The sequence below is a fragment of the Streptomyces sp. MK7 genome, assembly GCF_032658145.1.
GTDB classification, from domain to species: Bacteria; Actinomycetota; Actinomycetes; order Streptomycetales; family Streptomycetaceae; genus Streptomyces; species Streptomyces spiralis.
On sequence record NZ_JAVACL010000023.1, the window covers coordinates 64,566 to 76,373 of the forward strand.

The following is an 11,808-nucleotide window of genomic DNA, read 5'->3' on the forward strand; positions in this document are numbered from 1 at the left end:
TCGAATCACGAGCGGAGTTCGGACACCCGGGTCTCGAAGCGCATCCGGGTGCGGTCCAGCACGTGATCCGCGTTGCGGCCATGTGCCCCGAGCCAGTGGAGGAGGTCGGTGACGATGGAGATCACCGCCTCCTCCGCCTCGGTGATGCTCAACCTGCCGAGGTGTGAACCGAGCCTGGGTTCTCCCGCACCGTAGAGGTCGAGCGCCTCCGCCCGGGTCACCCGCGCGCCACGGTCACGGCTCGGGGAGGACGGCAGCGTCGTCGCCAGCTCGCACCAGGTCACCTTCCGGTCGGCGAGGAGCTCGACACCCCAGCGATCGGTCATCGCCGCGACGAGTGCCATGCCTCGCCCGCCTTCCGCCTCGGTGTCCGCGGCCACGAGCGTGGGCAGGGCACGGGTGTCGGGGTCATGGACCTCGATGCGAAGGAACCTGTCGTTCAGCAGGACGGCAAGAGTGGTCGGCGTTCCCGTTCCGACGTGAGTGATGACGTTGGCCACGAGTTCACTCACGCAGAGTTGAGCATCGTCCGTGAGGCCTTGCAGCCCCCATTTCTCGAGATGGGCCCGCACCCCGCGCCGTAGCGCCGCCACTTCCTCTTCCAGGGCCGTGAACTCCACGACCAGCGGCCTTCGCAGCATGCATGCACCTGGGATCACTTCCGGACCTTCCGTTGCTCGCCGATTCGTGTGGACGCTGGAGGTCTCAGCGATTCACACCGGTCGTCCTCCTTCGCCGTCCCAGAATGGCCGGCGCGAATCCCGCCGTGCAATGTGCACGCAGAGAATCCCACCTTCGAGTGATTGGCGCGGGACGGCCTTGGCACAGAGACTGAGCGCTGTTCGACACGAAGGAGGCCAGATGGCCGGATCACCGACGGCGCGCCGCCGTCGCCTCTCGATCGAGCTGCGAAAGCTCCGCGAACAACAGGCTCTGACATGCGCACAAGTGGGTGCGGCCCTTGACTGGAGCGGCTCCAAGGTCAATCGGATGGAGACCGGCAGCGGACGGATCCAGCCCTCCGACATCGACGCCTTGTGCCGCTTCTACAACACCACCGAGGAACTCCGGGAGTTTCTGAAGTCCCTTGCCCGGCAGGCCAAGACACGCGGGTGGTGGCAGGTGCACGGTTCCGGAGTGCCGGAGTGGTTCTCCATCTACATCGGGCTGGAACAGGATGCCTCGACTCTCCGCCAATACCAGTGCGAGGTACTTCCCGGCCTCCTGCAGATCGAGTCCTACGCCCGGGAGCTCCACACATGCGGCTCCTACATGCCGCCCGAAGACATCGATCGAGCCGTACGGGTACGCCTCGAACGCCAATCGATGCTCGCCGCCCCCGAGGCGCCGGACTGCTGGTTCGTCGTGAGCGAGGGTGCGGTGCGGAGAGTGATCGGCGACCGAGAGCTGATGCGCGCACAGTTGGAACACGTACTGGAGGCCGTCGAACAACCCAGGGTGACTCTCCAGGTGCTTCCCTTCGACGCCGGCACCTGTCCGACCACCGGGTCCTTCACCATGTTGGGCTACCCCGACCCGGAGGACCCGGACGTCGTGTACCGGGACGGCATCACCGACGCGATGTACCTGGAGGGGGAGCCTCACGTCCGCCAGTACACACGAGCCTTCGACGAGCTACGGGCATCGGCCCTGAGCCCACGACGAACCATCCAGACGATCAAGAGCCTTGTGAAGGAGTACGCACGGTGAACACAGGCATCGGCCACTTCGAGAGTCCCGGTACTTGGGTCAAGTCTTCCTACAGCAATGGCGCGGGAGGCGAATGCGTCGAGTGCGCGCACACCGATGACAGCGCTCTGATACGTGACTCGAAGCGGGAACCGGGCACCGTCGTCCGAGTCGGGATCGAGACGTGGCGTGTGTTCGTCCGGGCCTTGGCGCGAGCCGCGATCAGTTGAGCCGCATGGTGACGGACGACCGTCCGGCTCTCCCACCGCCGTGACGTGCTTTCGGTGGCTCAGGTGTGCGGGGTCTGGGGATGCTGAGGTCAGGGCTGCTGGTCGGCTGACGGACTCGTACCCGTCGGGACGCTCAGTCGCCTTGGCCAGGAGCTGTAGCGCGGACCAGGAGAGTCCCGATGTGACCTGAGTGCGGCGCGTCCAGCACATGAGCCTCTGCCGTGGCGAACCCGGCCTGTGTCAGCATGCGCTCCCACACCGCCGGAGGGTAGCTGTAGCGGTAGGTGAACATCGCCTTGCCGGCGAAGCCTCCCTTGTACATGCCCTGGGGCCCGTATGCGCCTGGGATGGCTGGAGGCTGCGAGAAGGCGAAGACCCCGCCGGGCTTGAGGCGCTGGCGGACGAGCGGGAAGAGGCGGCTGGGGTCGGTGAACCACGCCGCTCCGAAGATCGAGTAGACGGCGTCGTACGTGGCCTCGTGCTCGCTCAGGTCCGTCAAGACCTCGGCGCACACGAACTCCGCGCCTGTACTGGCCCACTTCACAGTCGTCTTCTTGACCATGACAGAAGACAGGTCAACGCCGCGAGCGGAGATGCCGCGCTGAGCGAGGTAGGCGAGGGCTCGGCCGGTGCCGCAGCCGATCTCCAGGACGGAGCGCGGGTCGCCGAGTAGTTCGGGGCCGGGTCCGTGACCGGCGTACTGGGTCCAGCAGAAGCTCGGCTCCGCGTCGTCCTTGAAGGCAGAAGCGGCGTACGTGTCCCACAGCTCCGTCTCGGCGGCGATGTCATGTTGTGCGGGCAAGGCGATTCATCCTTCGAAAGGGCTGGGCCCCTGTCCTCCTGGGACCGAGGACAGGGGCCAGCGTAGGGCCGTTCAGTGGCTGTCGGGAACCTTGTTGTCGCACGGCGAGCAGTCCGTGCCGTCGATCGCCCACAACTCCTCGTCGACCTCGAAGCCGATGGACTTCAGGAAGTCCGCCGTGCTCAGGCACAGGCCGTCGCGGCGCCGCTCGATGAACGGGGCGTGGTGCTTGTAGCGGCCCTCGTTGTACACGTCGCACAGGGCCCACCACACCGGCGTGTCGAGGATGAGTTGGTGAACGCCGATGTCGACGAGCTTGCCGACGCCCAGGTGGACCTCGGGGTGCTCCATGCAGCCGATGGTGTACATGACGGCGTTGCCGAGGATGCGTTCGGCCATGTCACGGACCATCGTTTGGTCGCGCAGCAGCAGGGCGACCTCGCGGTCCCAGAGGGTCATGCCGCTGTCCAGGACGTTGATCGTCAGGTGCTTGATGTGGGGCTGGACGGCGTTGAGGAGTTCCTTCGGGTCCCGTGTGCGGGTGTTCGCAGGTCGGTCGAGCGTGACGGTCATGGACTACTCCTTCGGAGACAGGTCGTGCCGAACCGGTCCGAGCCCGCCCCATCCGCCAGCCTGTCCAGGTCTGGACGCGCGGTGCGGGCGCCTTGCGGGTCCCATCCCAGCGAGAGCTACTGGGTGATCCGGCTGGAACGGGCGACTCGGGTGGTGCCCAGGCGGTTGGCGCGGCACAGGCAGGTGCAGCGGTGCACGAGCAGGAGTCCGGTGGCGTAGGGCAGAGGAACGTCCTCTGTCTGGCGGCACTGTGCGTGCAGATCCTCGTAACCGGGGCGGAGAGCGAGAGCGCACTCCGGGGACCACGACGTGGTGTCGGTGGTAGGGGCGCTCATCGCACTGCCCTCATGGCCCGGTGGTGAGGGCACGCGCAGGGAGGGAACTCCTGCCCAAGGCTTGTGGCCGACTCGGCTTCGGCGCCCTCGAAGCCGTGGATGCCGGAGTCGCTCGTGACGCGACCTTCGCGGTCCACGGTGTAGACCCGTAAGGTCATCCGGGGCGGGAGACCGCCGTCGGCGCCGAGGCTACCCACGCCGCTCACGCGTCGCCGCCTCGTCGGAGCCCCTCTGCCCGTCGTATGGCCACGTCGGCGCGTACGCGGCCCAGTTCCACGAGCCCGAGAGCGGGCGAGCCGACGTCGACTGCCGGCGAGGGCAGCACGGTGCCTGCCCGAGAAAGGGCTGACCTCAGATACTTGATGGCCGCGTATGGATCGACGTACTGGGCTTGGTGTGCTCTCGCCATGAACGCGACCGTAGACAGCGGGCGTGGTCAGGCGCCATAGAAGTTGCGTGAAGTTGCTCGACACCTCGTTGAAGTTGCGTAAGGTTGCTGATTCAGGGCAACCAAAGCTCGGACGTAAGGCGTTGGTCTCGTGGAAGCTTGGGAGATCAGTCCCCCCGAGAAGGACGTGATCATGACCCGACGACTGCGTTTCAACGGCACGGGCAGCGGCGTCAACGGGTGCCCGTCCATTCACGAAGACCTCGACACGGGGGAGGTCATCGTGCACGGCCCCGCCCTCACCGACCCCGACGACATCGCCCAGCTCCGGCACCTGAACGAAGGTGAGGTGCCCATCGTGGTGCCGCGCGAGCTGTTGGTCGACTTCGGCCCGAAGGAGGTCGCCCACGTGCCCAACGTCATCGGGCTGGACGAGTTCGACCGACTCTTCACGCAGTTCGAGCACACGGCCTGGCGCCTGGAGACGCGCCGCCGCTACGCATCGGACGAGCTCACGACCACCTACGCCCAGTTCAGGCGGGGCGAGCCCGTCAACTGGGAGGGAGTAGACGCGGAATGGTGCGCGGAGCGCCGCGAGCAGGTTGCTCTCGGCAAGCGGTTCGAGCGTGTCCGCATCGTAGACAACCCGCCCACGGATGGTCAGCTCTATCTGCTGGACAACGCACGCCGTAACAGCGCCGTCGGAGAGGAGGTCCTCAGTCTCCGGCGAGAAGATGCCGACCGCCTTGGCCTGCCCGCCGAAGATTTTTGGATCTTTGACTCCCGGCTGGTCGCACGACTCAACTTCGATGACGCCGACGACCTGGTCAGCGTCGAGTTGATCACGCAGCCTGCTGCGGTGCTGCGGTATGCCATGGTGCGCGATGCGGCGTTGCATCATGCCGTCCCGTACGAGGAGTTCGCGGCACGGCTGACCGCGAAGGAGGACTAAGGCAGGTGCGCAGCGGTGAGCACGGACTACCAGCAGGCACGAGAAGCACTCGGGGTGCGGCTGCGCGAACTCCGGCTCTCCGCCCCTGGGCGTCGGCTCACCGGTGCTGAGCTCGCCGAGCAGTACGGGTGGAACAAGTCCAAGGTCAGCAGGCTGGAGAACGGCAAGCAGACTCCAACGCCCGATGACCTGCGCAAGTGGGCGGAGGCAACCGGTCAGCCGGAGGCGTACGACGAGCTGGTCGCGCGCCTCCGGGGCTTCGAGTCCCACATCAGGTCATGGCGGCGTCAGCTGGCCTCCGGGCACAAGGCGGTCCAGGACACCCACCTGAGCGCGCATGCCGACGCCTCGGTGTTCCGCGGCTGGGAGTCCTCCATGATCTTCGGAATCCTCCAGACTCCGGACTACGCCCGGTCGATCTTCACGAGATACGCGGAACTACAACGATCGCCACGGGACACCGAGGAAGCAGTCCGGTCACGCGTGAAGCGGCAGGAAGCGCTGTACGACTCCTCGAAGTGCTTCCACCTCCTCCAGTGGGAAGCCGCCCTTCACACCTTGATCTGTCCACCATCGGTGCTTGCGGCCCAGCTTGATCGCCTCGCGGGAGCCATCGGGCTGGACACAGTCGAGCTGGGGATCATCCCGCTGTCCGCCCCGGTCAAGATCCCCCCGGCCACCGCCTTCTGGATATACGACGACAGCCAGGTGATCGTCGAGAACTGGCACGCGGAGTTGTGGATCGACGACGAAGCCAGCGTGGACACCTATCTGCGCACGTGGAAGACACTACGGGAGTCCGCCGTGTACGGCGTTGACGCTCAGAACCTCATCAGTGCAGTACGACGGACGTTGCTCTCGCGCTGAACGCGATGCCCGGGGAAGCCTGTTCGCAGCGCAAGGGCTCAGGCCAAGAACGCCCTCACCGCCCCGTACAGGGGCGCCGGTTGGTCCAGGTGTACGTCGTGGCCGGCGGTGGGACGGTCAGGAGGTGGGTGGTGTGGGGGCGGCGGGCGTGCATCTCGGTGAACTCGGCCTTGTCCATGGTGCCGTTCTCGCCTCCGACTATCAGGGTGGGGCAGGTGACGTCTTCCCACTCGCGCCAGTGGTCCCGTGTCGGTTGCCCGCGCCCAGGATCTCGGCACCGCCGTGGCCACCGCCAGGGAACTCCCGCTTCCTGACGGTGGCCAGATGCCCTGGTGCGTCCGTAGGCGTTACTGGGCCGGGGACAGGTCCGCTCTGCCGAACAGCAGCGCGTAGCCCGGTGGGAGTTGGGTCAGGATGCGGTTCAGCAGGTTCGGGTCCAGTGTGTCGGCCAGGACGCTCAGGACCGAGCTGACGTCCCAGCGGGCCGTGGCCGGGGTGGAGCCTTCGATGCGGGCCGCCGCCGCCTCGACGAACTCCGGTGCGGTGAGGGGGCGGGTGGCCGGGATCTGGGAGGCGATCACCTGTGCCGCTTCCCTGGGAAGGGCCTGGGCCAGGTCCACTCGTTCCTCGCCGGTCACGTGGCCGCCCAGGACCGAGAGGACGATGCGGGTGACCCGTTCGGCCTCCGGTCTCGTCGCGTACTGGCCGGCTTCCCTCACCTTCTCGGTCAGTTCTTCCCACCGCCGGTGTTCTGCCGCTTCGTCGCCGCGCACGGCGCTCGTGCCGCGCCTCGTCGTCTCCACCGGTGCCATCGTCGTGATCATCCTGCTGATCCCCTCCGCATAAGTCGTCCTGGCATGGACACGTGGCCGCGTCCCGCGGGGTGACACCGGACCCGCGGGACGCCTCTTGGGCTGTAGCCGCCGGCCGCTTTCGCCGCGGCCGGCGGCTCAGGTGCTCAGCCGGTCAGCTGCTTGCGTCCGCCGCCACCAGCGATCTGGATCTTGCGCGGCTTGGCCTGTTCGGCCACCGGAATGCGCAGCGTGAGGACGCCGGCCTCGTACGACGCGTCGATGCGTTCGGTGTCGAGGGTCTCGCCCAGGAACAGCTGGCGGGTGAACGTGCCCGTCGGGCGCTCGGCGACGATCAGTTCCGCACCCTCCGGGGCGGGGGACTTCCGCTCGGCACGGATGTTGAGCACGTTGCGTTCGACGTCGAGGTCGATGGTCTCCGGGTCGACCCCTGGGAGGTCGAAATGGACGACGAAGTCGTCTCCGGAGCGGTAGGCGTCCATGGCCATCGCGCCGGGGCGGGCCGGGCCGAAGACCTGCTGCGCGAGGCGGTCGAACTCGCGGAATGGGTCGGAGCGCATGAGCATCACGGGTCACTCCTCTCGTGTGGCACTGCTGTGCGATGCCCTACGCCCCTTATATAACTCGATGGATGAAAGTTGACAAGAGGCAGCTCAGGTTGGCTGACTCGGACCGAGGGCCGGGTCGGATCCAGGGTCCGGCTCAGCCGAACATGCCCGGCTGGTAGTCGCCCGCCGGCTGCTGGACGATGACGTTCACGCGGTTGTAGGCGTTGATGAGGGCGATCAGGGAGACCAGGGCGGCCAGTTGGTCCTCGTCGTAGTGCTTGGTGGCGTTCTCCCAGACCTCGTCGCTCACGCCGCCGGCCGCGTCCGCGATCCGGGTGCCCTGCTCGACCAGTTCCAGGGCCGCGCGCTCGGCCTCGGTGAAGACCTTCGCCTCCCTCCAGGCCGCGACCAGCAGGAGGCGCTGCGTGGTCTCCCCGGCGTGCAGGGCGTCCTTGGAGTGCATGTCGGTGCAGAAGCCGCAGCCGTTGATCTGGCTGGCGCGGAGCTTCACCAGTTCCTGCGTCGCGTGCGGGAGCGTCGAGTCCGACAGGACCTTGCCCGCGGAGTTGATGTAGCGGAGGAACTTGTTCGCGACGTCGTTTCCGAAGAGGCTGATACGGGCTTCCATCGTGGGCTCCTTGCTCGTCGACCTGCTCGCCGTCGGCTCGTTGTTTCGTTGATTCGTCGTTCCGGCGTTGCACAGGTACGACGGAGGCCGGCCTCGGTGTGTGACAGCCCAGCCGGCGAGAATGATGTGACCTAGGTCTCATCCGGTGGCGAGGCGTTCGCGATCCGGAGGGGCGGTCGATCGGCGCGCTGTTGTGCGGGTTAGTCTCGGTTTGCTCGGCTTCTGTTCGATGTCTGCGGGAGGCAGTGATGGCGAAGGTCGCGGCGAAGGTTCCCCCGGCGGTGGTCGCCGCCGGCGGGCTCGTCGGCGGGTACGGCGTGGCCCGGTGGACCAAGAAGCGGCAGCTGGGCGGGGCCGTGCTGGCCGTCGCCGGGGCCGCCGCCGCGCAGCAGTGGCGGCAGCGGGCCGGCGGGAAGGCGGCCGGGGCGCTCACCGCCGCCTACGTCGCCGCGTTCGCCGGGTCGCATCCGCTGGCCAAGAAGATGGGCGCCTGGCCCTCCGTGTTCACCGTCGCGGGGGCGGTCGCGCTGGCCTCCTGGGCCGTCGCCGACCGGCGTCACCCGTAGCCGTAGGCTCCGGTTCCGCTCACCGTCAGGTCAGGCCCACTGCCGGGCCAGGCCCACCGTCAGGTCAGGCCGGGCTCGACGACGGGGGTGTGGCGTCCGGGGGCGTGACGTCTGGAGGCCTGGTGTCCTGGTGGCCGCCGCCCTTCGTGGCCGCCTTCGCCTTCTGCGCCACCGCCGTCAGCGGCTTGGCGATGTCCTCCAGGGAGCGGCGTTCGGCGTCGACCGCGAGGAAGGCGGCCACCAGGCCCGCCGCGCACATCAGGGCGGCGCCGACGGAGAAGGCGAGGACCGTGTCGCCGATCCTGCCGGTGCCGGTGAGGTCGGCGAAGAGCAGCGGGCCGCTGATGCCGCCGGCCGCGGTGCCGATGGCGTAGAAGAAGGCGATGGACATCGCCCTGGTCTCCATCGGGAAGATCTCGGAGACGGTCAGATAGGCGCTGGAGGCGCCGGCCGAGGCGAAGAACAGCACGACGCACCAGCAGGCCGTCAGCGTGACGGCGCTCAGCGCGCCGCTGTGGAACAGCCAGGCCGTGCTGAACAGGAGCACGCCGGACAGCAGATAGGTGCAGGAGATCATCACCCGGCGGCCGACCGTGTCGAAGAGCTTGCCCAGCAGCAGCGGGCCCATGAAGTTGCCGACCGCGATGACGGCGAAGTAGTAGCCGGTGCGGTCGGAGGGAACGTCGAAGAACTTGGTCAGGATGGCGCCGAAGCCGAAGGTGATGGCGTTGTAGAGGAAGGCCTGGCCGATGAAGAGCGAGAAGCCGAGGACGGCCCGCCTGCGGTAGTCGGCGAAGACGGTGCGGCCGATCTCGACGAAGCTCACGCTCCTGCGCTGGTGGATGGTGATCTCGCCGTGCGGCTCGGGCAGCGGCTCGCCCTTCTCCGCCTCGACGCGGCCCTCGATGTCGGCCACCACCTCCTCGGCCTCGCGGTCCCGGCCGTGGATCAGCAGCCAGCGCGGGCTCTCGGGGACGTGGCGGCGGACCAGGAGGATCACCAGGGCCAGGACGGCGCCCAGGGCGAACGTCATCCGCCAGCCGACGTCGGCGGCCAGGAAGCCGGTGTTCAGCGCGAGGATCGACAGCAGGGAACCGCCGACCGCGCCGACCCAGAAGCTGCCGTTGATGATCAGGTCGACGCGTCCCCGGTGGTTCGCGGGGATCAGCTCGTCGATCGCGGAGTTGATCGCCGCGTACTCGCCGCCGATCCCGAAGCCCGTCAGGAAGCGGAAGAGGAAGAACCACCAGGCCTGGAAGGAGAGGGCGGTCAGGGCCGTCGCCGCGAGGTACACCGCAAGGGTGATCATGAAGAGCCTCTTGCGGCCCCAGCGGTCGGTCAGCCGGCCCCAGAAGAGGGCGCCGGTGCAGGCGCCCGCCACATAGAGGGCCGCCGCCACGCCCGTGACCTGACCGGAGGTGATCGACAGGCCGCTGCCGGGCTCCGACAGCCGGCTCGCGATGTTGCCCACGACGGTGACTTCCAGGCCGTCGAGGATCCACACGGTGCCGAGACCGACGACGATCGTCCAGTGCCAGCGCGACCAGGGGAGGCGGTCGAGCCGGGCGGGGATGCTGGTGGTCACGGTACGGCCGGTGGCCGCGGTGGCGGTGGCCATGGGCTCCCTCCTCGTCGAGCGGAACCCCATGCGGGTTCCCCTCGATGGAACGGATCACGCCCGGGGCACGGCCGACCGGCCTACCCGCCATCGGAAACCGGCCACGGCGGCCTGCCTGCCCGGCCATGGGAAGCCAGTCACGGCCGCGACCGGCCCACCCGGCCATGGACGGCCGGTCACAGCCGACCAGCCAACCGGGCCACCAGAAACCGGCCCCGGTCGACCGTCCCACCTGTCCCACCGGGCCCACCACGCCCACCCGTCCCGCGGCCCGCCGCCCCCGCAGCCCCCGCAGCCCCCGCAGCCCCCGCAGCCCCCGCAGCCCCCGCGGCGAACGCTCGCCCTACGCCCCCAGCACCCGCGACACCGTGTAGATCAGCAACCCCGCCAGCGAGCCCACCACCGTGCCGTTGATGCGGATGAACTGCAGGTCACGGCCGATGTGGGCCTCGATCTTGCGGGTGGTGTGCTCGGCGTCCCAGCTCGCCACCGTGTCGGTGATCAGGGAGGTGATCTCCCTGCGGTACGTCGTCACCACGTACACCGCCGCGCCCTCCACCCAGCGGTCCACCTTGCCCTGTGCCTTGGGGTCCACGGCCATCCGGGCGCCCAGGGAGAGCAGGGAGGCCCGCACGCGCAGGCGCAGCTCGCTGTGCTCGTCATCGGCCGCCGCGACGATCATGGACCGTACGGCGGTCCAGGCGGACGCGATCAGGTCCTGGACCTCGCCCCGGCCCAGCACCTCGCCCTTGAGCCGCTCCACCCGCGCACGGGTGTCGCTGTCGGACTGCAGGTCGGAGGCGAAGTCGGTGAGGAAGCGGTCCAGCGCCCCGCGCGCGGGATGGCTGGGCATGTCCCGCATCTCGGTGACGAACCGCAGCAGTTCCTTGTAGACGCGCTCCCCGACCTTCCGGTCGACGAACTTCGGGGTCCAGCCGGGCGCACCGCCCTGCACCGCGTCCATCACGGAGTCGCCGTGCAGCACCAGCCAGTCGTGCGCACGCGCGACGACCAGGTCGACGACGCGTCTGTGGCCGCCGTCGGCGACGATCTTCTCCAGCATCTTGCCGAGGCCGGGCGCGATCTCCTGCGCGCCCGCCCGGCGGGTGATCGCCTCGCCGACCACCGCCTGCACATCCGAGTCGCGCAGTACCGTCAGGGCGCCGCGCAGCGCGGTGGCCAGCTCGGCGGTCACCCGGTCCGCGTGCTCCGGGTGGGCGAGCCAGGCGCCCAGACGGCTGCCGATCCCCACGGCGCGCAGCCGCAGCCGTACGACGTCCTCGGAGAGGAAGTTCTCGCCGACGAACTCACCCAGTGAGACCCCGAGCTGGTCCTTCTTGGTGGGGATGATCGCGGTGTGCGGGATGGGCAGGCCCAGGGGACGGCGGAAGAGGGCGGTGACGGCGAACCAGTCGGCCAGGGCGCCCACCATGCCCGCCTCGGTCGCCGCCGCGACATAGCCCGCCCAGGCGCCCGCGCCCCGGTGCTCGGCCCACTTGGCGAGGACGTAGACCACGGCCACGAACAGCAGCAGCCCGGCCGCGGTCAGCTTCATCCGGCGCACACCGCGCCGGCGCTCCTCGTCGGCGGGGCTGAACACGGTCATCGCGCGGTGCGAGACGGCGGCCTCCGCCTCGGCCTGCGCCTGCGCCGCTTCCGGGCCGGCCTGTGTCGTTGGTTCCATCCACCGTTCCATCCACTCGACCGTTCGGCTCAGCGCCGGTCCTTCGGTCCGCGCCGGTCCGGCGGCTCCGGCCGCACCGGGGTGCTCCGGAGCCTTTGGCCCACCCGTTCGATGAT

16 protein-coding genes are annotated in these 11,808 nt (G+C 68.7%); 5 read left to right on the forward strand and 11 right to left on the reverse strand.

What is annotated here, in order from left to right:
- Nucleotides 1-5: 5 nt before the first annotated feature.
- Entirely contained in the window at nt 6-641 is a 636-nt protein-coding gene (locus R2S09_RS23985; RefSeq protein ID WP_316743166.1) for an ATP-binding protein, read from the reverse strand.
- Between the two features lie 220 nt (nt 642-861).
- Between R2S09_RS23985 and R2S09_RS23990 the strand changes: the two genes are divergently transcribed.
- Both R2S09_RS23990 and R2S09_RS23995 read left to right on the forward strand, forming a co-directional pair.
- Nucleotides 862-1,710 carry a helix-turn-helix transcriptional regulator gene (locus tag R2S09_RS23990; RefSeq protein WP_316743168.1) on the forward strand — a complete coding sequence of 283 codons (849 nt, stop codon included), beginning with the start codon at nt 862-864 and terminating at the stop codon, nt 1,708-1,710.
- Nucleotides 1,707-1,919: a DUF397 domain-containing protein gene (locus tag R2S09_RS23995; RefSeq protein WP_316743170.1), complete on the forward strand. Its 213-nt coding sequence runs from the start codon at nt 1,707-1,709 to the stop codon at nt 1,917-1,919. Before R2S09_RS23990 ends, R2S09_RS23995 begins: the two co-directional genes overlap by 4 nt.
- A gap of 133 nt (nt 1,920-2,052) precedes the next feature.
- Here the strand turns inward: R2S09_RS23995 and R2S09_RS24000 are convergent, their stop codons facing one another.
- The 4 genes from R2S09_RS24000 to R2S09_RS24015 form a co-directional block, all read right to left on the reverse strand.
- Nucleotides 2,053-2,721 carry a class I SAM-dependent methyltransferase gene (locus tag R2S09_RS24000; RefSeq protein WP_316743172.1) on the reverse strand — a complete coding sequence of 223 codons (669 nt, stop codon included), beginning with the start codon at nt 2,719-2,721 and terminating at the stop codon, nt 2,053-2,055.
- A 72-nt stretch (nt 2,722-2,793) separates the two neighbouring features.
- Nucleotides 2,794-3,294, reverse strand: coding sequence for a hypothetical protein (locus tag R2S09_RS24005; RefSeq protein ID WP_316743173.1), 501 nt, complete (start codon nt 3,292-3,294; stop codon nt 2,794-2,796).
- A 116-nt stretch (nt 3,295-3,410) separates the two neighbouring features.
- Complete coding sequence (locus tag R2S09_RS24010) at nt 3,411-3,629, reverse strand: hypothetical protein (RefSeq protein WP_316743176.1); 219 nt, start codon at nt 3,627-3,629, stop codon at nt 3,411-3,413.
- 202 nt (nt 3,630-3,831) lie between these two features.
- The gene (locus R2S09_RS24015; protein WP_316743178.1) at nt 3,832-4,038 is read right to left on the reverse strand and encodes a hypothetical protein; all 207 of its coding nucleotides are present in this window, start codon (nt 4,036-4,038) and stop codon (nt 3,832-3,834) included.
- Nucleotides 4,039-4,210: 172 nt separating this feature from the next.
- On the opposite strand from R2S09_RS24015, the gene R2S09_RS24020 reads away from it, so the two are divergent.
- Both R2S09_RS24020 and R2S09_RS24025 read left to right on the forward strand, forming a co-directional pair.
- Nucleotides 4,211-4,969, forward strand: coding sequence for a DUF6879 family protein (locus R2S09_RS24020; protein ID WP_316743180.1), 759 nt, complete (start codon nt 4,211-4,213; stop codon nt 4,967-4,969).
- A 15-nt stretch (nt 4,970-4,984) separates the two neighbouring features.
- On the forward strand, nt 4,985-5,836 hold the full coding sequence (locus R2S09_RS24025; protein ID WP_316743182.1) for a helix-turn-helix transcriptional regulator: 852 nt from the start codon (nt 4,985-4,987) through the stop codon (nt 5,834-5,836).
- Between the two features lie 55 nt (nt 5,837-5,891).
- Here R2S09_RS24025 and R2S09_RS24030 read toward each other — a convergent pair whose 3' ends face one another.
- From R2S09_RS24030 to R2S09_RS24045, 4 genes are all read right to left on the reverse strand, one after another.
- The gene (locus R2S09_RS24030; RefSeq protein WP_316743184.1) at nt 5,892-6,014 is read right to left on the reverse strand and encodes a hypothetical protein; all 123 of its coding nucleotides are present in this window, start codon (nt 6,012-6,014) and stop codon (nt 5,892-5,894) included.
- 169 nt (nt 6,015-6,183) lie between these two features.
- Entirely contained in the window at nt 6,184-6,660 is a 477-nt protein-coding gene (locus tag R2S09_RS24035; RefSeq protein ID WP_316743186.1) for a DUF2267 domain-containing protein, read from the reverse strand.
- 134 nt (nt 6,661-6,794) lie between these two features.
- A complete protein-coding gene (locus R2S09_RS24040) occupies nt 6,795-7,214 on the reverse strand; it encodes an Hsp20/alpha crystallin family protein (protein ID WP_306189461.1) in 420 nt (139 codons plus the stop codon).
- A 136-nt stretch (nt 7,215-7,350) separates the two neighbouring features.
- A complete protein-coding gene (locus R2S09_RS24045; protein WP_316743188.1) occupies nt 7,351-7,824 on the reverse strand; it encodes a carboxymuconolactone decarboxylase family protein in 474 nt (157 codons plus the stop codon).
- Between the two features lie 248 nt (nt 7,825-8,072).
- On the opposite strand from R2S09_RS24045, the gene R2S09_RS24050 reads away from it, so the two are divergent.
- A complete protein-coding gene (locus R2S09_RS24050; RefSeq protein WP_306189439.1) occupies nt 8,073-8,390 on the forward strand; it encodes a hypothetical protein in 318 nt (105 codons plus the stop codon).
- A gap of 64 nt (nt 8,391-8,454) precedes the next feature.
- Here the strand turns inward: R2S09_RS24050 and R2S09_RS24055 are convergent, their stop codons facing one another.
- A complete protein-coding gene (locus R2S09_RS24055; protein WP_306189438.1) occupies nt 8,455-10,008 on the reverse strand; it encodes an MFS transporter in 1,554 nt (517 codons plus the stop codon).
- 343 nt (nt 10,009-10,351) lie between these two features.
- Entirely contained in the window at nt 10,352-11,704 is a 1,353-nt protein-coding gene (locus R2S09_RS24060; RefSeq protein ID WP_372337732.1) for a DUF445 domain-containing protein, read from the reverse strand.
- Nucleotides 11,705-11,808 lie beyond the last annotated feature (104 nt).

Coding starts and splice junctions, on each gene's coding strand:
- R2S09_RS23985 (WP_316743166.1), bottom strand. CDS start 641: ATGCTGCGAAGGCCGCTGGTCGTGGAGTTCACGGCCCTGGAAGAGGAA.
- R2S09_RS23990 (WP_316743168.1), top strand. CDS start 862: ATGGCCGGATCACCGACGGCGCGCCGCCGTCGCCTCTCGATCGAGCTG.
- R2S09_RS24005 (WP_316743173.1), bottom strand. CDS start 3,294: ATGACCGTCACGCTCGACCGACCTGCGAACACCCGCACACGGGACCCG.
- R2S09_RS24010 (WP_316743176.1), bottom strand. CDS start 3,629: ATGAGCGCCCCTACCACCGACACCACGTCGTGGTCCCCGGAGTGCGCT.
- R2S09_RS24015 (WP_316743178.1), bottom strand. CDS start 4,038: ATGGCGAGAGCACACCAAGCCCAGTACGTCGATCCATACGCGGCCATC.
- R2S09_RS24020 (WP_316743180.1), top strand. CDS start 4,211: ATGACCCGACGACTGCGTTTCAACGGCACGGGCAGCGGCGTCAACGGG.
- R2S09_RS24030 (WP_316743184.1), bottom strand. CDS start 6,014: ATGGACAAGGCCGAGTTCACCGAGATGCACGCCCGCCGCCCCCACACC.
- R2S09_RS24035 (WP_316743186.1), bottom strand. CDS start 6,660: ATGATCACGACGATGGCACCGGTGGAGACGACGAGGCGCGGCACGAGC.
- R2S09_RS24040 (WP_306189461.1), bottom strand. CDS start 7,214: ATGCTCATGCGCTCCGACCCATTCCGCGAGTTCGACCGCCTCGCGCAG.
- R2S09_RS24045 (WP_316743188.1), bottom strand. CDS start 7,824: ATGGAAGCCCGTATCAGCCTCTTCGGAAACGACGTCGCGAACAAGTTC.
- R2S09_RS24050 (WP_306189439.1), top strand. CDS start 8,073: ATGGCGAAGGTCGCGGCGAAGGTTCCCCCGGCGGTGGTCGCCGCCGGC.
- R2S09_RS24055 (WP_306189438.1), bottom strand. CDS start 10,008: ATGGCCACCGCCACCGCGGCCACCGGCCGTACCGTGACCACCAGCATC.
- R2S09_RS24060 (WP_372337732.1), bottom strand. CDS start 11,704: ATGGAACGGTGGATGGAACCAACGACACAGGCCGGCCCGGAAGCGGCG.